The organism is Microbacterium testaceum StLB037, assembly GCF_900104345.1.
Classification (GTDB): Bacteria; Actinomycetota; Actinomycetes; order Actinomycetales; family Microbacteriaceae; genus Microbacterium; species Microbacterium testaceum_A.
In genome coordinates this window covers 95829-115104 of sequence record NZ_FNJN01000004.1, presented here as the reverse complement: position 1 = coordinate 115104, position 19276 = coordinate 95829, and the positions used below count along the sequence as shown (strand labels likewise).

Genomic DNA, 19276 nt, shown 5'->3' with positions numbered 1-19276 from the left:
AAAATCGATCACGAAAATATAACGGCGAGCTCTTCCCCTCCGTTACCTCACCGTTATAGAGTGCTCGCACGGTAGTTGTTTTGCTGTGGCAGCTACCGACATGTGATTGCAGGACACTCTTGGTGCAGGGACAAGGGCCGGTCGGAAGCCTCTCCGACCGGCCCTTACTCTCGCCCTCGATCGGGCCCCTTCTCCCTCGAACGGATGCCGGCACCCGACGCCCGCGCGCATCCGCCGCCACCATCGACGACGGCGCCCACCCCGAGGGGCAGGCGCCGTCGTGGTGGTCAGCTCCGGCGCGGTCGTCGTCGGATAGCGAGCAGGGTCGCGCCGACCGCGAGCAGCAGCGCCGCTCCCACCGCCCACGGCACCAGCACGCCGACGTCCGCCCCCGTCACCGCGAGAGGCGCGCGCCCCGGTCGATTCCCTCCCTCTGCGCCGTCCGCGGTCGAACCGTCACCGGTTCCCGCACCCGGGCGGTCCGGCGAACCCGCACCCGGCTGTCCGGGCGAACCCGGCCCCGGGGCACCCGGCGCACCCGGATCCCCCGGCCCGACGGAGACCGCGCGCACGGTGAAGAGCGCGACGCGCGAGGAGTCCACGGCGCCGAACGGATCCGTCGATCGCACGTACCATCCCCGCTCCCCCTCCTCGGTCAGCGTCCAGGTCGCCGACAGCACGCTTCCGCTGTCGACGTCCGAGAACGAGGCGATCTCGTTCGTGCCGAGCACCTCGGCCGAGAACGCGTCCGTGCCGAGCGTGCGCTCACGCGGCTCGATACCGAGCTGGTCGTACGTCAGCTCGAACTCCTGCTGCGCGTACGGGTCGTCGGCCGGACCGAGCAGGCTCGGCTCGTCGGAGTTGTACTGGTCGAGCGACGGCGAATAAGTGCGCACCATCCTGCGCTCGCCCTGGTTGTCGAAGTGCATCAGGCGCAAGAACCCGAGGCCTCCCTCGGGCAGGCCCTGGTAGTCGAACAGCATCGAATACACGGTGCGGTCGTCGACGCCGTCTCCATCGTCGTCGAAGGCATCCGTCCGGAGGAAGGCGTCGTGATAATGCCCCGACATCACCATCCGCACATTCGGATTGGGAGCCACCACCTCGTCGAGCACCCGCTGCGGGATGGCCCCCAGCCCTCCCGTGGTGAGGATGAACTCGTGCTGAGCCACGATCGCCACGCGATCGGGGTAGCGCTTCAAGACGTCGTTCATCCACGCGATCGACGCATCGTCCGGTAGCCACCCGGTGTACAGCATGAGGAAGTCGATGCCGCCCGCCGACACGAGGTCGTAGTGGCCGCGATTGTTCTCGTAACTGCCGCCGTACCAGGGGCTGGCGGCGAAACGGTCCTCTCCGAAGTACCGGCCGTAGTTCGTGTAGTCGCCCACGTCATGGCCGACGTCGTGATTGCCGGCGAGCACCCCGTACGGCAGACCCGCCGCGTCGAGGCGGTCGTACTGCACCGCCGCCCGGTCCCACTGCGGGATGACGTCGTAGTCGTCCACGATGTCGCCGGTGTGGAACACGTACTGCAGGTTCAGTTCTTCTCGACGGTCGAGGAAGTAGGAGTGGATGGCCTCCTGGTGCCTGTAGGGGTTCCCCGCCATCTCGTTCTCGTTGTAGTACTGCGTGTCAGACTCCCACCCGAGGGTGAAGTCGTAGTCCGAACGCGGCACGTCGGAGGCATTGTGCGGGGTCACCGCGGTGTCGCGCGTGCTCTGATCGGGTGCCGCGAAACCCTCGGAGTGCTGGACGAGCATGCGCACGACACCGTCGACCGCGTACTCGTCGACCGGAACGACTCCGTCGAGCTCGAAGGCCTCGTCGGCGTTCCGGGTGACGTGTCGGTCGACTTCATCCCAGCCCGAACCGTCGCGACGCTGCACCGACAGCACGACCGTCGCCCCGGCGTTCGCTCGTCCCGACCACGTCGATCGCACGTCGGCGCCCGCGTCCGCGGCATCCACGCCCACCTCGAAGAGCTGGTACGGGAACGCCTCGGTGCTCGAGACGTCGTCGCTCAGACCGTCGACGGCGGCGAAGGTCTCGACCTGAGCGCGCGACAGCGTCTGCGGCTCCGAGCGATCGACCGAGGCGGCGTCGGCCACCGTGCCCGATCGCACCGCCACATCGCCGTCGGCCAGATCGAGTCGGCGACCTTCGAGGAAGGCGACGTCGAGCGCGTCCCCCTGCGGGTCCTCGACCTTCGCCTGCAGGGTGACCTCGCCGGCCGCGACCTCGGCGCCGTCGGCGGGGGTGAGCAGCCCCGCGGCCGGCTGCTCCGCGTAGGTTTCGAAGACGGCCGACCAGGTGGTGGTGTTGCCGACCCCGTCGGTCGCGACGATCTCGAGCCGGTGGTCGCCGGCCTCGAGGTCGAGCGACGACGTCTTCAGGGGAAGGGTGATCTCGCGGCCGTCGAGTCGAGCGACGGTCGAGGCGACCCCCGACCCGGCGTCGACGATCTGCGCGTCGATGTCGATCGGGCCGCGGTAAGCGGTGCCGTCGACGATGCGCGAGGTCACCACGGGCGCGGTGTTGTCGACGCGTACTGTGCGCGTGACCGTCTCGTCGCCGTCGGTGGCCGAGACGACCGCGTCGCCGTCAGCGCGGGAGGTGGTGTCCCAGGTGTGCGACACCGCCGAGTACGCGTCGTCGGGGATCGCGAAGCGTGCGTCGAAGAAGTCGAGCTTCCCGGCGCTGTCGCCCATCCTGAGCACCGCGGCCGGGTCGTCGTAACCCGCCGGGGTCAGGGTGCGACCGTCGGGGAGCACGAGACGCAGCCCCCGGATCTCGAAGTCGTCGTTGTTCTCGTCGGGGTCGATCTCGGGGGCCTTCTTCGTTCCGGCCCAGACACTCACGGTGAGGTCGTCGACCTCCGACAGGTAGCTCAGCGGCACGGGGGTCGAGATGGTCTCCCACCCTTCGGTGCCCTTGTCGAAGATCGTCAGCACGTCGTCCGCGATGCGCACGCCGTTCTTGAAGTAGTAGTTGACGTTCGTCGCCTCGAAGACGAAGGTGGGTCGCCCCTCGAGGCTGGGTGCCGTCGCGACCGCCGCCCCGTCGATGCTCAGACTCAGCGGACTCGGATACGCGTTCCCGGATGCCACGATCTCGGTCGTACCGTTGACGAAACGACCGTCGTCCACGTTGAGACGCACGGGGTCGTCGGAGGTGCCGGCGACGTCGACGCGGCGCTCCGTCGAAGTCTGAACGTTCGTGCCGTCGGTCGCCGTGACCGTGTAGGCGTACCAGTGCTTTCCGGTGAGGTCGACGGCCTTCACCGTGTGCCGGAAGACTCCGTCGCCCGCGTCGGTGAGGTTGACCCGCAACGCGGTGGTGTCGACGTCGTTGCGCAGTTCGAGCGTCGCCGTGCGGACCTCGTGGTCGTCGCTGATGGCGAGGTCGATGACGAAGTCGTCGCCGGGGGCGATCTGCGCCGCCGTTCGATCGGTGATCGTGGGCGCCGTCGTGTCGACGGGGGTGGCGACGGGGGCCGAACCCACCTGGTCGGGCTGGACGGTACCGGGGGTGGCGGGGGCCAGATCGACGAGGCGCTGCCGGGTCGCGTCTTCGGTCGCCGCGTAGCGGATCCCCTTGTCGGCCTGGGTGTCGTCGCGCCCGTCGAGGTTGTAGAAGGCGGCGCTGACCGGGTGGCCGGTGTTGGTGGACACCTGGATGCCGCGAGGACTGCTGTTCGCCATTCCCGCCGACGAGATCTCGACCAAGGACCGCCCGGCGACCAGGTCGGTGCCGAACTGGCGGTTGAAGTCGGCCGCGGTCAAGGCGTCGTTCGCGCCGTTCTTGATCCAGAACACGAGGGACCCGCGCCCCGGGATGACGACGTCGGAGGGAACGGCCGGCCACCGGCTGACCGTGCCCTCGACCGGGTAGAGGTAGTCGATCGCGTAGTCGGAGAAGTCGATGGGGGCGTCGGTGGCGTTGAAGACCTCGATGAACTCGTAGCCATCGGACCCGCCCACGTTCGCGGAGTCCGGAAGCAACTCGGTCACCTGCAGGGGCGCCCCCGCGGGCAGCGTCTCGCCGGGCGAGGTCGGCTCGGGGCTCGGCTCGGGCGACGGATCACCCCCCGGGCGCGTGACGGCCTCGGGCAGCACGGTCCCGGGCGAGGGAGCCGCGTTCACCGCGAGCACGTCCATCCGCTGCGCGGCGGGGTCCGACGGCAGCCGGAAGTGCGCGGCGAGGTCAACGCCGAACGCCCCGGTCGGGGCGTGCGACCATGACGAGAGCTCGCCGTGGTCGAGGACGCGGATCCCGCGGTTGCCCCCGTTCGCGAGCCCGGCCTGACCGGTGAGGCGGGCCACCTGCACGCCCTCGTCGACGCCGTGGCGCGCGCGGAACTCTTCGACCGTCCGGGCTGAGGTGTCGACCGCGCCCGAGGTGTAGCTCACCCACAGCAACGCCGTCTCACCCTTCGCGAGTGTGAGCGGCTCGGCGGTGAGGGCGACGTCGCGCGAGCGGTCGGCCGAATCGGCGTACGAATACGCGAAGGAGATCCCGGATGCCGCCAGGTCGACGGGCGCGTTCGAGACGTTGTGGATCTCGACGTATTCGAAGTCATCGGCACCGGTGTTGTCGGCGAGGATCTCGGTGACCACGATCTCGGCCGGTCCGGGCGCGGCGTGCGCGGCCGGGACGGCGAGGATCGGGACCGTGCCGGCGACGAGCATCGTCGACAGCGTTGCGGAAAGGAAACGGGTACGCGGAGAACGCATGGCGGAGCCACCTTCGTCTGGGGGGACACTCCGACCATAGGAAGCTCACCGTCCGCTCACATGAACGGCGACGGGAACGAAGATGACCGGCAGGTGACTCGTCCGTCCACCCGCGTGTGCTACCCGCGCGCGGGGCGCGAGGGACGCTGTCGGCCCTACGCTGAACCTATGACCGATCGCCGTCTCGCCGTGCAGGCCTGGGAGAGCCTTTTCCGCGCCCAGCACGAGGTCTTCGAGGACATCCGGTCGGATTTCGACAGCACCGAGCTGACCCAGGCGGAGTACGACGTGCTGCTCACCGTCACGCGCGCCCCGCGCATGACGGCACGCCTGCGCGATGTCACGGGCAACATGCTCATCAGCCAGCCGAGCGTGTCGCGCCTGGTCGAGCGCATGGTGTCACGGGGCCTGCTGACCAAATGCGCCGACCCCGAAGACGGCCGCGGCTCCCTCGTCACGGCCACCGAGAACGGCGCCGTGACGTTCCGCCGTATCGCCGCGGCGCACGGCCGGTCGATCGCCGAGCGCATGGCCCGGCTCGACGACGACGAACTCGCTCAGCTGCACTCCCTCACCGCGAAGCTGCGCGCGCAGGACTGATCGTCGGGTGCCCTCAGCACTCGATGACGTTCACCGCGAGACCGCCCTCGCTGGTCTCCTTGTACTTCGTCGACATGTCGATCCCCGTCTGACGCATCGTCTCGACGACGGCATCCAACGAGACGTAGTGGGAACCGTCGCCGCGCAGAGCGAGTCGGGCAGCCGTCACCGCGGTCGATGCCGCGATCGCGTTCCGCTCGATGCAGGGGATCTGCACGAGCCCACCGACGGGGTCGCACGTGAGACCGAGGTGATGTTCCATGGCGATCTCGGCGGCGTTCTCGATCTGCCGATTGGTCCCGCCCATGACCGCGGTCAGGCCGCCCGCCGCCATCGCGCACGCGGACCCGACCTCTGCCTGGCAGCCGCCCTCGGCGCCGGATATCGACGCATTCGCTTTGAAGAGCGAGCCGAGAGCCGTCGCGGTGAGGAGGAACCGGCGGATGCCGCGTCGACGGTTCGCCTCGGCCACGTCGCCGTCGTCCCACTCCGCGACCTCGCCGCGCGTCACCGCGTGACCGTCGTAGCCGAGCAGGGCGCTTCCGACGAGCTCGCCGTAGGGCGTGACGGCGTTGCCGGCTCCGAGACCCGAGTCAGCCAGGAAGCGCCACCAGTACATGGCGACCGCGGGGAGGATCCCCGCGGCACCGTTCGTGGGGGCGGTGACGACACGACCGCCGGCGGCATTCTCCTCGTTGACGGCGAGCGCGAACGCCCCGAGCCACTCCCCCGGGAGCTCGCGGTGCCCCTCGGCTTCGATGGCGTCCAGCTGCCCTCGGATGACCGCGGCCCGTCGCTTCACCTTCAGGATGCCGGGCAGCACGCCGTCGTTCTCGAGTCCGGCGTTCACGCACGCCGCCATGGCATCCCAGATGCGATCCAAGCCCGCCGCGATCTCTTCGTCGGAGCGCAGGGCCGCCTCGTTCAGCCGTGCGGCCTCGGCGATCGTGATGCCGCGCTCGTCGCACAGCTCGATCAGGGTCGCCGCGTCATCGAAGTCGAGAGGAACCGGCGCCGCCGCCACGCGCGCGGGCTCTCCTTCTCGCCGGATGAATCCCCCGCCGATCGAATAGAACGTGTCCTCCGCGATCACGGACCCCTCGCCGTCGCGCGCGACGAGCGTCATCGCGTTCGGGTGGCCGGGCAGGCGCGTGCGCGGCTCGAGCGCGATGTCGGCCTTCGCGAACGGGATCTCGTGTCGACCCGCGAGAGCGAGGCTCCGCCCCTCGGGCCAGTCGGACCACGCCCGCCGCACGGCATCCGGATCCACGGTCTCGGGGTCGAGGCCCTGCAGGCCCGCCACGACCGCGTCGGGGGTGCCGTGACCGATGCCGGTCGCTCCGAGGGAGCCGTACAGGGCGCACGAAACGGATGCCACCCGCTCGAGGACACCGTCGTCCTCGACTCGCGCGACGAACTGGAGGGCGGCCTTCATGGGGCCGACGGTGTGGGAGCTCGAGGGTCCGATCCCGATGGAGAACAGCTCGAACGCGGAGGTGTATGCGCTCATCCCGCCAGCGTACGTCCCCACCCCGACTCGACACCCTCCCGTCACCGACGCGCCACGCCCGGGATGCACGCCGTTCGGAGCCGATTAGACGTCTCCCATCGTCCCGGCTATGCTGGACCACGGCCTGCGCGCCGTTTCGCGCGGAGGCCCTGCGCCCGTAGCTCAATGGATAGAGCATCTGACTACGGATCAGAAGGTTAGGGGTTCGAGTCCCTTCGGGCGCACGTACTGTGTTGAGACAGTCGATGACCTCTTTGAGGACATCATGGGGTGTCAGGGTTTCCCTGACACCCTTTTCTCGTTCCCGTGCGAGGTGGCACGGTGACCCGTCGCAAGCGCGTTGAGCGCGAGACAGACGAATTTCTCGAAGCCGTCAACCGGATGATCCGACGCGCAGGCGTCCGAACCGCCGAAGCCGATGAGATCGAGCTGCGGCAACTCGTGGCCATGCGCGACACGCTCGAAGCGGCCATCGTGACTGCCGTGCGAGGCCAGCACGCGCGCCGCGGTTCGTGGGCCTACATCGGCATGGCGCTCGGGATCAAGCGACAGACAGCCCAGGAGCGCTACGCCGTACGAGAGAAGGTCATAGCTTGAGCAGTTCAAGCCCCGCGATTGACGAGGTGGTTCAGAAGCCCTCGCCGCACGTCGGCCGCAGACACCTCATAGCGGCTCTCGCTCTCTCGAGTTTGGATGGACGCCACGCGCCGCCTGCGGTCGTACCACATGAGGGTCAGCTCTTCACCCCGCTGAAAGCCGTTCACCATAGTGCGGTCATCGCGCTGCCAGTCAGAGCGCACGGGTCTGAATTCTTTACCGTCGGCGATCCGCGCAGAAACCCTCGGCGAGACGAATTGGCTGATCTGAACATCCCACGCGGTTCGCCACCCGCGGTAGGTAAGGGTCCAGTCCTCGTCACGCACATGCTCCAGTACCCACACCGCGCGGTTTCGCCGCGCGAAGTACCAAGTCACCGACGAGGTCACCAACAGCAGGATGACCTGACCGACGATGTCGGAGGCCAAACTTCCCCACCATTCCTCCACGCCTGGAGCCTATCTGGAGCGTGCCGTCGCCAGCGTGCCGTTATTCGACCGTGATGCAGACGAAGCCGCACGCAATCGAACACATGTTCTACTTTCCTGACTCGCCAATGTCAGACACAGGAATTACAGGGGGACCGGTGCGAGTCACTGAGGAGTGGGGGGACGCTATCGAAGCGTTTCTCTTGGGGCAGGTTGCAGCGGGCAAGGCGGCGTCGTCGCGAAAGTCGTGGGCGCAACACCTGGGGCACCTGGCGAAGAACGTCTACACCGGCCCGTGGGCCGTCACGACGGACGATGTCGCCGGATACATGGCGTCGATGAACTGGGCTCAAGAGACGCGCCGCGGTCGTCGGAACACGTTCGAGGCGTTCTACGCCTGGGCGGTCGCCACGGGTCGCACGCCGTCGAGTCCGGTCGATCACATTGCGCGCGTGAAGCCGTCCGACCCTCGCCCGAGGCCGGTGCCGGATTCGATCTACCTGGCGGCGCTCGCGCGCGCCGACGAGGACGAGCGGCTATGGATCGACCTGGCAGCGGAGCACGGCCTACGCCGCGCCGAGGTGGCCGTGATCGGGTCCCGCGACATCGTGCCGACGTTGCTCGGGCATGACCTGATCGTCCACAGCAAGGGAGGCAAGGTGCGCGAGGTGCCGCTGACTCGGGCCATGGCGGAGGCGCTGCTGGCGCGCGCCGAGGAGCAGGGTAAGGGCTACCTGTTCCGCGGCGAGGACGACGGCCACGTGTCCCCGCAGTGGGTTGGCAAGCGCGTCGCGAGGCTACTCGGCGACCCGTGGACCATGCATAAGCTGCGCCACCGTGCCGCTACGCGGTTCTGGGTCGCTGCCGAGGGTGACGCCTACGTGGTCGCCGACCTAATGGGCTGGGCGAATATCAACATGGTGAAGGTGTACGTCTATCTGCCGAACGATCGCAAGCGAGCCATCGTGGAGGGCGCGTCGAGAGTCGGCGCACGCCTGGCCCCGGTGACATGAAAGGATGCGCGCATGAGCAATGAGGACTACCTAGGGGCAATCGTCGTGTGGCTGATCGGCGTAGCAGTGTCGCTTGCCGCTCTCTACTGGATCGTTCGCGCGGCCATCGTGAGCGGCATGCGAGCACACGCCGTCGCCGTCGCGGATGGCACGGTGGATGCGGCGATCAAGGAGGCGAACCGCCGCAACGGCAAGCTCTCGGCGTAGCACCGAGGACGACGAAAGGGTGTCAGGGATAGCCTGACACCCTTTCTTGCGTCACGCGGTGGGCGGGAGCTGCTTGGCCAGTTCGACCTTCTCGACGTGGAGCGCCGCGATCTGCGCGTCCTTCTCCGCGATGATGCGGTCCCGCATGGCCAGGTTGCCGTTGGTCTGCCGCTGGACGACCTCGACCCGATCACCGAGCTTGCCGAGTCCGTAGATCGTGGTAATTGCCACAGTCAGGATGCCAGCGAAGGTCACGATGGTCTGAATGAAAGTGGCCGAGGCGTCGGGCCGGAACAGGTGCAGGAGCACCACGCCGACCACGCCGAGGACGACAATGAGGGCGATGGCGCCGAACGCGAGGTTCTTGGACAGCACGGGCTCTGCGGGCTTGGGGGTGGGATCGGTCATGACGTCCTTTCGGTCGCGCCGGGATCGGCGAGTGGTGAGGCTCACGGCTGAACCGAGATATCGGTGAAGCCGTCGAGGGACTGCGGGGGCTGGTTGATGAGCTCGCGGAATCCGAGGGCTCGGCGAATGTCGAGCTGTTCGCCGTTCCACAGGCGGGCCTTGGTGTTGTTGTCGAAGTCGACGGCCCAGTAGACCTGCCCGCCGGCACCGTCCGGGACGCTGTAGGTCACGGTCTTGTTGGCCTCTTCGCGGGCGTTCTGGCGGAGCGCGTCGAGGAAGGCGGCGGTCATGAGCTTCTGCAGTTCGGTGGGGTCCAACATGTCGTACCAGTCCTTCGGTGTGAGGGGTTCGGTTCCCGCGGTCGCGGGGGTGTTTCGGTGGTTGTCACGGCTGGGGAATCGCTCGAGGTGCCAGCGCTCTTTCAGCTCGCCGCCGCGGTAGACGGTCCAGTACCAGCCGTGGTCGTTCCAGGTCGGCATCTGGTCGGGTCGGGTGTCGTCGGTATCGACGGCGTTGCCCTCGCAGTGGACGGACTGATCCGCGGGGAGTGCGATGGGCGCCCATGGTCCGGTGCCGTTGAGGTAGCGGAGGTATCGGGCGTAGTTGGCATTAGCTTGCTCGGGCGAGCGCCAGGCCTCGTTCACGTCAGCGGGTCGCCCGAACGCGGCATCCACGCGGCGGAGGGATGCTGCGGCGTCGGGGGCGAGGCGTCCGCGTCCGTAGCCGATGTCTACGGCGTCCTCGAATGCGAGGGTCATGCGCCCTGCTCCAGTTGTGCGATGCGTTGGTGGGCCAGGTCGAGGCCAACGAGGGCGTTGGCGAGCTGCTCGTGAAGCTGTGCCGTCTGGGCGAGCAGGAGACCGATGAAGTCGATGGAGTCGGGCACCTGCTCCCCCGTGTCGTCCACGTCGCGGTAGACGACGAAACGGTCTTGGTCGGGGTGCTGTGACATCTGCTCGGCGATGTAGCCGTAGTGCCACTTGCCGTCGCCGGGCATGATGCCGTCGGAGCGCATCTGGTAGCGCTGGAGAGCGGGCCAGATGTCGCCGAGAGCTTCGGGCTCGAAGGCGCTGATGTACTTCTTGTAGCGCTGCGAGGACGAACCTCGGCAGAGTCGCCCGTCACCGTTGATGTAGGCGACCTGCCAGCTCGCGGTGGCTGCGGTGGAGTTCGGGAGGAACAGGTTCCCTGTCATCGTGTCCCCGCCCTTGGCCACACGTCCGTCCGCGTTGCTGCTCGCGTTGCTGGCGGCGGTCAGGGCGGCGTCCGTGTCGCCCTTGGATGCCAGGGTGATGTCCGTCTGGTCCACGCGAACGACGGGGCGGGCGGCGCCGTCGCTGTAGTACATGCCGAGTTGGTGCGCGGGGTTGGTTTCAATCTGTGCGACGGCGAACGGCTGCGCCAGGGCGTTGATGGATGCTCGCTTTCCGACCTCGCTGGCAGGTGCCACGTCGAGGTTGGCGCGCGCCTGCGCGGCGGTGGTCGCGCCGGTTCCGCCCTTGCTGACGGGCGTGACGGTGGCCGTCCGCTGGGCGATGTAGTCGCGGGTCTTGTTGATCTCTTCGTACCCGAGGCGGCGGTCTGCGGTGCCGGGCACCACGTCCATTCCTGCCGCGAGGGCGTCGTCTCCGGTGGCCATTAGATTGCCTCTCCTGTCCAGGACCCGCCCGTGGGCTGGTCGGTCCATTTGCTACCGGAGGGGATGAGGACCCATGCGGCGGCGGGGGTGTCGGTGGTGCGGGTGGTCACGGTCATTTCGTCGCGGTCGAAGCTGAAATCGACGCGGCTGGTCTGGCCGGTTTGGATGGGGGCGCCTTCGAGGACGACGGTGATGGCCTGTTCGGCTTGCGCTCGCCAGTCGGCGACGGCGGCGGCGGTGACCTCGCGCCCGCGGCCTTGCGCCCGCCTGACGGCGTATTGGCTGAATCCGGGGCCGGGGTAGGGCATCTCCCGTTCGAAGGTGCGGAGGCGGCTGTAGCCCGCCATGGCGTAGGTGTCGCGGCGTTCTTGCCGGTCGCCGTTTCGATCGGTCCACCGGTAGACGGTGACGGCGGCGTCGAACCAGGATTCCCCGTCGCGGGAAATGCTGTCGTCGGCGTCGATGAGGTTGACGCCGTGGCGGATGGCGAGGGCGCCGGGGGCGGCGTATCCCTCCGCTCGAAGCGACCATGTGCGGGTCTCGTCGCACACGAGGCGCAGACCGAGGGCTTGCACGAGCGAGGCCAGGAGGCGGAGCCCGGACTGTCCGGCTTTCCACAGGAGGGCTTCGGGGTCGCGGCTGATGAGCGCGCGGCGGCGGGTGATGCTCAGCCCAGCGGCGCCGTTCCAGGTGTAGAGGTAGCCGGTGGTGCCTGGTGTGTTGCCGTCGAAGTAGGCAAGGTCGGTGGGATCGCCGGTGTACTCGCTGAGTCGGAAGTCAGACCAGAGGACGGACTGGTCGTTGTTGAAGCCGTGGTAGGCGCGGACGATGATGTGCGTGGTTCCGATGGGGAACCCGACGCGCATCGACACGTCGGCGGTGGTGTTCGCGGCGGAGGTTCCGTAGGCGTCGGCGAGGGGCCAGTAGGTGACGCCGCCGTTGGTGCTGTAGAACACGCGGAGGCGTCCCGCGTTAGCAGACGGCAGGGCGATGCCGGTGGTGCGCTGGCGGGCGCGCAGGAGGTAGTTCCGTCCGGCCATGCCGGGGGCCGCGAAGGCGGTGTCGATGTAGGAGTCGGTGTTGGCCGTGCCACGGAGGTTGAATGCGGTCTGGTTACTGTTCGCGGCCCAGGCCTGGACAGTGGCGCGGGTGAAGGTGTTGAGGTTGGTTGCATTCCATCCGGTGAGGTCAACCGCGGCGGCGGGGTTGATCATCTCGTTCGTGGCGTCGGCGTAGACGGAGACGGCCTGGTCGGGCCCTGCGGCGAGTGTCGCGCCGGGGATGGCCTTTCCCAAGACGTAGGCGACTATCGAGCGAAGGGAGCCCTGGCGGGTGAACAGTGCCTCATCGTCGGCGAGCGGTGCGTGGTCGAGCACGAGAGCTTCGTCTGACGAGACGGGGAGCCCAATGGTCCCGTCGCGGAACGCGATCACACGGTCCCGGAGCGTGAGGTTGAACACGCGAGTTTGCGTCACGCCGTCGATGACGCTGGTGGCCGTGATGAGGATGCGCGGCGGCGGGGAGGTACGGACGTCGAGCGCGGCGAGCGTGACGGTTCCCGGCATGGCGACCTGAATGGTTCCAGTGACGAACGGCGCGCGCGAGGTGTCGAGGGTCACTCCTCCACCGCGGATCGACAGGTCTCGGTTGGGAGTTCCGACGACGACGGCGGTGTAGGTGTGGGTGGAGACGGTCACGGGACCTCCTCGAAGTCCACGCGCACGGCGTAGCGACCGTCGCCGGCGACCTCGCGTCCGTGGCGGCGGACGACGAATCGCATGTTCACGGTGGTTCGCTCGGTGTGGGTGAGGGTCCACACGGCGGCGGCGCCGAGACTCACGCGGGCGGCGTTGGCGAGGGCGTCGGTGGCGAAGTCGAGTGTCATGGTGCCCTTGCGCATTCCTGCCGGGCGCAATGTGATGTCGTCTTCGGTGCGTCCGAGGATGTCGTGAAGGATCGACCCGCCGTCTTGGTCGGCGGTGTAGTTCGAGAGGGCCGCGGGGGTGAGCGTGGCGACGGAGCTGGCGATGGTTGCGGGCATTAGTACCACGTGGTCCCGCCTGCGCCACCGGGCGCTACAGCCGTGCGGACGTTGCCGATCTTGTCGCCGGGCTTCCAGTTGCGCCAGGCGGAGTCGTCGATGTTGACGCGCACCATGGCGGTGCGGGCTTGGGTGGCGGCGTTGATGTCGCCCTTGAACCGGGACACGTCGTCGGTTGCTCGCCCGGTGTCGGCGTCGATGACAACCTGCTTTCCGTCCGGCAGCTCGTAGAGCTTGTTGCCGAACTGATCGGTGGCGGTCTCGGCGAGGCCCGCTTTGCGGATGGCCTCCTGGTAGTAGCCGCTCACCACGTCGTTCGCGATTTCGGTCTTGCGGGCGTTCTCCTCGGTGACGGCGTTGATGTCGCCCCACCGATCGCTCACCTTCTCCAGGCCCTTCACGGCAAGTTCGGAGTCGGCGGCGTTGCGGAGGATGTTGGCGAGTCCGTCGCCCGCGCCGCTCTTGGACTGAGCCTCATCGAGTAGCGCGTTGATGCGCTCCTGGACGCGCTGCTGCTGTTCGAGGTCGCCCGCGTTGGCGCGGATCACGTCGCCCACGTCCATGCCGAGGGTGTTGGCGTCCTCCTGGATTTGCTTCCACTCGTCGGCGCGCTCGGTGTTGAACATGAGGTCCTGCGCCTCGGCGATGTACTGAGAAACGTCGAGGTAGCGGCGACCCTCCTGGGCGGCCTCCTGGTAGGCACCGGCGAGCCGGTCGCGGAGCCGGTCGGCCTGTTCGCCCTGTTTCTCCAGCTCGGAAGTGACGAGGCCGAGGCCCACGGCTCCCGCGGCGAGAGCTGCGGCACCGGCGATGCCCGCGGGACCGGCGCTCGCGAGGGTGGCAGCGAGCCCGCCGAGGGTGTCCTGGCCGACCTGGCCGAGGTCGCTCATGTCGCCGCGGATGCTAGAGACTGCCTCGCCGAGGTTCGACCCGATTTCCTGGGTGACCTCTTGCGCGCCCTCGCGGACCTTGCCGAATCCGGCGCGCCCGGAGTCGCCCACGGAATCGGCGCCTTCCTTGGCCTCGCGGTAGGCGCGCTTGAAGTCCTTCTCGATGGCCTTAGCGGTGCGGTCGGTCTCGTCGGCGAGCTTGGCAGTCTGGCGCTGCGCGTCCCGAAGGTCGTTCTCGAGCTGGTCGGGTCCGCGAACCTCGGCGAGGTTTTTTAGCGCCTTCTCAGCGTCCTTCACCGGCTCGATGACGCCGGACTTGATGCCCTTTTCGAAGGCCCCGGTCTCCGACGCAATCGGAATTTCGATGGGGTTGCGGGCCACGTCAAAGCCTCTCGATCTTCTCGTAGACGGTTCGGTAAGCGGTCTGAATCCACAGGGATGCCACACGGGCGATGACCTTGGCGGCGGCGGGGTAGGCGACCTTGCCCCCGCGGCGGGGAGGCCCGAAGGTGGGGCCGAGGCGGCGCTTGTACGGCTTGCCCGCGCGGCTGCGGGTGAGGATTTTTTGGTCGGCGTTGGCACCGAACTCGGTGGCCTTGGCGATGGCTGAAACGGGCGTCCCGGAGGACAGGCGGCCAACTCCACCGGCTCGGAGCGTGACGTTGGATTGGGTGACGCCGACCGTGCCGGACTTGGCGAGGGCGAATTGTCGGCGGTCCTCGGCGTTGTCGTTCAGCTCCTCGCGCCACATGTCCACGGCGGGTCCCTTGGTGCGGGTGCCGATCTCTCGCTTCACGTCGGTCGGGAGGCCCCGCATGACCGTGGCGAGCACGGCCAGCGGGGACCCGTCGATGAGGAGCGAGATTCGCATGTGTCAGGCGATGGTGGGCTGTCCGCTGACGGGGAGCGTCACGGTGCTCTTGGCGACGGAGCCGCCCGCGCCGCCGATGGACGCCGGGATGATGAGAAGGTTGAGCGTGAACGTCTTCGAGGTGGCCCCGGCCTGGGGCTTGTACGTCGCCGACTTGATCTGACCGGCGTTGGCGATGAGGTACTGCGAGAAGGACGACGCGGTGGCGAGGTCCTGCACGATGCTCAGGGCGAGCGCCCACACGGGGATTCCGGCGATCTGCTGGACGCCCCCGCCGATGTCGTTGATGACGGTGGTGGGCGTGGTGGGGGTGAGCACGGCGGAGTCGATGGCGAGGGTGTACTCGTCGGTGCCGATGCTGAGTGTTCCAGCCGGGTAGTAACCGGTGTTGGTGATCTTGGGCATGGTGCTTACTCCTGGTGTGAGGCGGTCGGGAAGGAGACGGTGACGACCCACGCGAGGTATTCGGACAGCTCGCGTTTGTTGGTCTCCGACCATGCGAGGTCGGGGGCGGGGTCGATGGCGCGGACGAACTCGCGGACGGCGGGGTCCAGGTAGTCCTCCGCTTTCGCGAAGTCCGTGAGGGGCGACACGAGCGCGATGTCGAAGCCGTCGAGCATGGCCCCTTGGGGCATGCCGTCGTGGGTGATGCGCGTGTAGTCGATGAAGACGGTGGGTGCCGAGAGCGTGCCGATGGCGCGGACGGTGTAGGGCTTGACGTTTGCCCGGAAGTCGGCGGGGAGCATGGGCGTGATGAGCGCGGCGAGGCGTGTGCGTGCGTTACCCAATGTCGGGCTTCCCGTCCTCGGGGCGGATGATGCCGCGGATGGTCTTATCCATGGGGCGAGGGGTGAAGACGTACGAACCGTCCCCGATGTCCCCGGCGCTGGTGACCCGTCCGGCGTTCCACAGGTTGGTGGCCTGCATGAGCTGCGCGAGCGCGTACCGCGCCGGGTAGACGGGCTGGCCGGTCTCGGGGTCCAGGAGAGCGGTGGGAGCGTAGGCGATGACCTGTTCCTTGGCGGTGTCGAGGAGCTGTTCGAGAACGTCAAGGTTCTCGATCGGTGCGTCCCCCCACGCGGCGCGGAGGCGCGTACGCTCCGCGTCGGTTTCCGTGGTGTACCACTTGGCGTTGGCCATGTCCTACGCTCCCGACGCTCAGGCGGCTTTGGTGCCGACGAAGGCGAAGGATTCCGGGCGGACGTTGAACGTCTCCAGGTATCCGACGTTGGCGCGGTCCACGCCGCCGCGGGCGATGTCGAGCGCTTCGAGGCTGATGGGCGTGGTGCCCTGCTCCTTGAACTCGATGCCGCCCTTGGCTCCGGCGACCACCTGCGGGTCGGTGGTCTTCGTGCCGGGGAAGTAGGCCTGGGGAGCCTTCTTGACGACGACCTTGCCGCTGGCCGCGTCCACGCCCGCCTCGCCGTTACCGACGCTGACCGAGAGCTGAACGAACTCGGGCAGGAGGTCCTTCGGGGTGTAGATGAGCTGCGCCCAGGCGACGGGGTTGACGACGGCGAAGGTGGGGGTGTCGTCAGCGTCGGTGACGGCTTCGATGGCCTGGATGAGCTGCACCGCGGCGGGGTAGTACGCGCTGTTTGCGGGAGTGCCGGCGGGCAGGGCGTTGGGTGCGATGGTGCGCGAGAGCGCAACGCCGTCGCCCTGGGAGGCGATCTTGAAGATGTCGGACAGTGCGTCGCGGTCGGTGACGCGGGCGTAGCTGTCGATTACGAGCTTGATCAGCTCTTCGATGACATCGGCTCCGCCTTCGAGGTCGAACCACTCTCGGGCGATGTCGGCTCCCCAGCCGTACTTGCGGAGGGTGCTGGCGCGGGTGGCGGTGGTGGCGGAGCCGGACGGGATGTCGGCCTTGTTGCCCGCCCAGGACTGGACGAGTTCGGCTCCGGCGTTCATGGTGTAGCCCTTGCGTCCGCCGAGCTGGATGCCGCCGAAGGTGTGGGTGCCGAGGTCGATGTACTTCTGCTGGTAGCGGCGGCCCTGCCAGAGCTTGCCAACCCAGGCAGGCTGGAGGATGCCGGAGCCCGCGGTGGTGAGCCCGCCCGCGGTGTCGTACTTGATGTCGGCCAGGGCGGCGAGGAGGGTCTCGGCGTCCTGGACCGCGCCGGGGACCTTGGCCTTGATGGCGTGGATGGCGGCGAACACGGTCCCGAGGTCGATGTCTGCGGCCTTCACGAGGCCATTGGAGCCGCGCGGTGCGGAGCCGAGGAAGGTGGCCGGGACGGTGATGAGGGGCGATTCGATGGCGCTGGCGTTCAACGTCGTCTCCTTTTCTGCGGGCTTGTCGTCGGGGTTGGGCTCGTCTGCCTCGTCAGCGTCGGAGAGTTTGGTGACCGTGGTGGTACTGGTGGTTTCCTCGACGCGGGACCACTTGACGCCCTGGTCGTCGGTGAACTGCGTGACGTACCGGCTGGAGCTGGCGGCGTCCGGTGCGGTGTACGAGTCCGAGGAGGGGGTGTCCTCCGCGGCGAGAAGGGTCGCGCCCTCAAAGGCGGGGCGTTCGACCTGGGCGGCGGCGAAGAGGTTCGCGCCGGGCAGGGCCTTGCCGCCCTGGATGCGGACGTTGGCGACCTCTGCGGAGAGGTTCTTGCGCTTACCGCTTTTACCGTCCGCGTAGGCCTGGCGTCCCGCGGGGGTGTCGGCGTACTTGAACGTGCCGAAAGTTCCCTCGTCCTGCTCCCAGGCGTTGACGAAGCCGCCGACAACGCTCTCGCGGCGGTGCTCGATGTTGAGGGACATGCCGGTGAAGTCGGTGGGAATGGTCACGTCGCCCTTGGCGAAGGTGAACATGCCGAGGTTGGAGCGGCACTGCACGCCGTACGGGATGAGCAGTCCGGTTGCGGTCATGTCGGCATCCGAGAATGTCAGCGTGCCCGCGTCGATGATGACAGGTTCCATTACGCGAACACCGCCTTGTTGGCCCACATGAGCGCCTCTTCGAGCGCGGTGAGCGCGAGAGAGCGTTCGCGGCTGTTCGGGAGCATCACGATCTGCTCCGCGGCCAGGGCGAGGGCATACGCGTTGGCTCGGATGACTGCGGCCTGGTCGCCTGTCACCGGCTCGGTCTCGGTGAGGAACCGGGAGGCCAGCTCGGGCGGAAGCTGCGGAACCGCGACAGGCGGGGTTTCAGTCTCGGTGGAGTCGGCGGGCTTGCTGGTGTTTGCCATGGGTCAGTCCTCGCTTGTCTGGGGTGTGGTCGGATTGGGAGCGGTGAGGTAGCGGGATGCGTCCACGCGGATCGATTCGCCAGAGGGGCACACGTCGTCCAGGGAGAGCCGGTCGTCGATGGCGGAGGCGTACTTGTCGAGGCCGAAGTCCCAGAGTTCGTTGCGGTCGGCGCCATTGTTGACGCCGGAGTACTTGATGTCAGTTCCGCCGCCCTGGCGGGAGCCTTCGAGCATTGACGCGGGGATGCCCGCGTGGTTGGCGATGTCGAGGCGTACGCCGTTGCGAGCCGACTCGAACAGGCCGACCTCGACGGCACCGGAGTAGTTCGGCTTGGCGTACTCGGGACGCATGGACACGGCGCCGTTCTTGGCCTGGCGGTTCTTGATGTAGGTCTGACGGAACGACTCGCGCTCCTCCTTGCCCCAGGCGTTCCAGTACTCCTTGGACAGCTCGATGTCCGTGGCCGGGATCGGGTTCTCCACGCGGTCGAGGTAGGCGGCTTCAATGAACCGCGCGGCGATGAGCGAGTCGCGGGCGTCGGTGAGCATGCCGCGGGAGCCGTAGCCGAGCGGAATGGCGATGACCAGTTCGCGGTACTGGGCGGGCACGAGCTGCTCGTCTACGTCGATGCGTCCGGCTTCGTTGACAGACCACGCGCCGAAGGGGACGTGCAGCGCGTCGGTGGGCTTGCCGGGGCTGTCCATGGTGAAGCCGATTGCGGCCCAGCCGTGGATAAACAGGTCGGAGGTGACGCCCCAGCGGAGCTGGCGGGGGCCGGTACCGGTGCGGGAGTTGACGAGCCACTCGGGCTGTACGGCGACCTCGGTGTCTTTGTCGTACTGCCGCCACGGGAGGCGGGAGAGGACGGAGCAGTGAATGTCGTGTGCCCGCTTGACGGCGGGGATGCGGAGGGCGGTGTCGCGAGTGACGGTCTTCGGCGCCTCGTGCTCGGGCCACAGGTCTCGGGCGACGACCTCCACTAGGTTGTCCTGGGGAGCGAACGGGGTCACGAGCGGCAGCGCCGCCCGTGACCCGTACGTCTTGTCGATGTTCCGCCCGAAGATTCCCACGTTTCAAACCATGCGGACGTTTAGTCACATCTCACTAATGGCGACCTCCCGGGCGCGAGCGCGACGCACGTCGCGGGCGT

General features: G+C 68.0%; 20 protein-coding genes and 1 tRNA gene. 5 read left to right on the top strand and 16 right to left on the bottom strand.

The features are described 5' to 3' along the window. Nucleotides 1–287: 287 nt before the first annotated feature. Nucleotides 288–4736 (bottom strand): metallophosphoesterase, encoded by a 4449-nt coding sequence (locus BLS25_RS09630; protein ID WP_074695353.1) that lies wholly within the window; start codon nucleotides 4734–4736, stop codon nucleotides 288–290. Nucleotides 4737–4904: 168 nt separating this feature from the next. On the opposite strand from BLS25_RS09630, the gene BLS25_RS09625 reads away from it, so the two are divergent. Continuing rightward, on the top strand, nucleotides 4905–5336 hold the full coding sequence (locus BLS25_RS09625; protein WP_056224067.1) for a MarR family winged helix-turn-helix transcriptional regulator: 432 nt from the start codon (nucleotides 4905–4907) through the stop codon (nucleotides 5334–5336). Between the two features lie 13 nt (nucleotides 5337–5349). Here the strand turns inward: BLS25_RS09625 and BLS25_RS09620 are convergent, their stop codons facing one another. Next, nucleotides 5350–6846, bottom strand: coding sequence for an L-serine ammonia-lyase, iron-sulfur-dependent, subunit alpha (locus BLS25_RS09620; protein WP_074695351.1), 1497 nt, complete (start codon nucleotides 6844–6846; stop codon nucleotides 5350–5352). Nucleotides 6847–6997: 151 nt separating this feature from the next. Here BLS25_RS09620 and BLS25_RS09615 point away from each other — a divergent pair. Continuing rightward, nucleotides 6998–7070: transfer RNA gene (locus tag BLS25_RS09615), tRNA-Arg, on the top strand. 97 nt (nucleotides 7071–7167) lie between these two features. Then, entirely contained in the window at nucleotides 7168–7443 is a 276-nt protein-coding gene (locus tag BLS25_RS09610) for a hypothetical protein (RefSeq protein WP_081349768.1), read from the top strand. A gap of 5 nt (nucleotides 7444–7448) precedes the next feature. Here BLS25_RS09610 and BLS25_RS09605 read toward each other — a convergent pair whose 3' ends face one another. Beyond that, nucleotides 7449–7892, bottom strand: coding sequence for a hypothetical protein (locus tag BLS25_RS09605; protein WP_143017899.1), 444 nt, complete (start codon nucleotides 7890–7892; stop codon nucleotides 7449–7451). 137 nt (nucleotides 7893–8029) lie between these two features. On the opposite strand from BLS25_RS09605, the gene BLS25_RS09600 reads away from it, so the two are divergent. After that, nucleotides 8030–8884, top strand: coding sequence for a tyrosine-type recombinase/integrase (locus BLS25_RS09600; RefSeq protein ID WP_074695345.1), 855 nt, complete (start codon nucleotides 8030–8032; stop codon nucleotides 8882–8884). Between the two features lie 12 nt (nucleotides 8885–8896). Beyond that, nucleotides 8897–9091 (top strand): hypothetical protein, encoded by a 195-nt coding sequence (locus BLS25_RS09595; RefSeq protein WP_074695343.1) that lies wholly within the window; start codon nucleotides 8897–8899, stop codon nucleotides 9089–9091. 51 nt (nucleotides 9092–9142) lie between these two features. Here BLS25_RS09595 and BLS25_RS09590 read toward each other — a convergent pair whose 3' ends face one another. From BLS25_RS09590 to BLS25_RS09530, 13 genes are read right to left on the bottom strand one after another with little or no spacing between them, the layout of a single operon-like run. Then, the gene (locus tag BLS25_RS09590; RefSeq protein WP_074695341.1) at nucleotides 9143–9499 is read right to left on the bottom strand and encodes a hypothetical protein; all 357 of its coding nucleotides are present in this window, start codon (nucleotides 9497–9499) and stop codon (nucleotides 9143–9145) included. Nucleotides 9500–9540: 41 nt separating this feature from the next. Further along, nucleotides 9541–10257: a hypothetical protein gene (locus tag BLS25_RS09585; protein WP_074695339.1), complete on the bottom strand. Its 717-nt coding sequence runs from the start codon at nucleotides 10255–10257 to the stop codon at nucleotides 9541–9543. Next, nucleotides 10254–11138 (bottom strand): hypothetical protein, encoded by an 885-nt coding sequence (locus BLS25_RS09580; RefSeq protein WP_074695337.1) that lies wholly within the window; start codon nucleotides 11136–11138, stop codon nucleotides 10254–10256. Before BLS25_RS09580 ends, BLS25_RS09585 begins: the two co-directional genes overlap by 4 nt. After that, entirely contained in the window at nucleotides 11138–12835 is a 1698-nt protein-coding gene (locus BLS25_RS09575) for a hypothetical protein (protein ID WP_074695335.1), read from the bottom strand. Before BLS25_RS09575 ends, BLS25_RS09580 begins: the two co-directional genes overlap by 1 nt. Further along, on the bottom strand, nucleotides 12832–13179 hold the full coding sequence (locus BLS25_RS09570; protein WP_074695332.1) for a hypothetical protein: 348 nt from the start codon (nucleotides 13177–13179) through the stop codon (nucleotides 12832–12834). Before BLS25_RS09570 ends, BLS25_RS09575 begins: the two co-directional genes overlap by 4 nt. Beyond that, a complete protein-coding gene (locus BLS25_RS09565; RefSeq protein ID WP_074695330.1) occupies nucleotides 13179–14450 on the bottom strand; it encodes a hypothetical protein in 1272 nt (423 codons plus the stop codon). The genes BLS25_RS09570 and BLS25_RS09565 overlap by 1 nt, the downstream gene beginning before the upstream one ends. A 1-nt stretch (nucleotide 14451) precedes the next feature. After that, nucleotides 14452–14940 carry a hypothetical protein gene (locus BLS25_RS09560; protein ID WP_074695328.1) on the bottom strand — a complete coding sequence of 163 codons (489 nt, stop codon included), beginning with the start codon at nucleotides 14938–14940 and terminating at the stop codon, nucleotides 14452–14454. A gap of 3 nt (nucleotides 14941–14943) precedes the next feature. After that, nucleotides 14944–15345 (bottom strand): hypothetical protein, encoded by a 402-nt coding sequence (locus tag BLS25_RS09555; RefSeq protein WP_074695326.1) that lies wholly within the window; start codon nucleotides 15343–15345, stop codon nucleotides 14944–14946. A gap of 5 nt (nucleotides 15346–15350) precedes the next feature. Continuing rightward, entirely contained in the window at nucleotides 15351–15728 is a 378-nt protein-coding gene (locus BLS25_RS09550) for a hypothetical protein (RefSeq protein ID WP_074695324.1), read from the bottom strand. After that, on the bottom strand, nucleotides 15721–16080 hold the full coding sequence (locus BLS25_RS09545) for a phage gp6-like head-tail connector protein (protein ID WP_074695322.1): 360 nt from the start codon (nucleotides 16078–16080) through the stop codon (nucleotides 15721–15723). Before BLS25_RS09545 ends, BLS25_RS09550 begins: the two co-directional genes overlap by 8 nt. 18 nt (nucleotides 16081–16098) lie before the next feature. Then, on the bottom strand, nucleotides 16099–17856 hold the full coding sequence (locus BLS25_RS09540; protein WP_074695320.1) for a hypothetical protein: 1758 nt from the start codon (nucleotides 17854–17856) through the stop codon (nucleotides 16099–16101). Further along, entirely contained in the window at nucleotides 17856–18125 is a 270-nt protein-coding gene (locus BLS25_RS09535) for an Acb2/Tad1 domain-containing protein (protein WP_074695318.1), read from the bottom strand. Before BLS25_RS09535 ends, BLS25_RS09540 begins: the two co-directional genes overlap by 1 nt. A 3-nt stretch (nucleotides 18126–18128) precedes the next feature. Then, nucleotides 18129–19196: a hypothetical protein gene (locus BLS25_RS09530; RefSeq protein WP_074695316.1), complete on the bottom strand. Its 1068-nt coding sequence runs from the start codon at nucleotides 19194–19196 to the stop codon at nucleotides 18129–18131. Nucleotides 19197–19276: the final 80 nt, after the last annotated feature.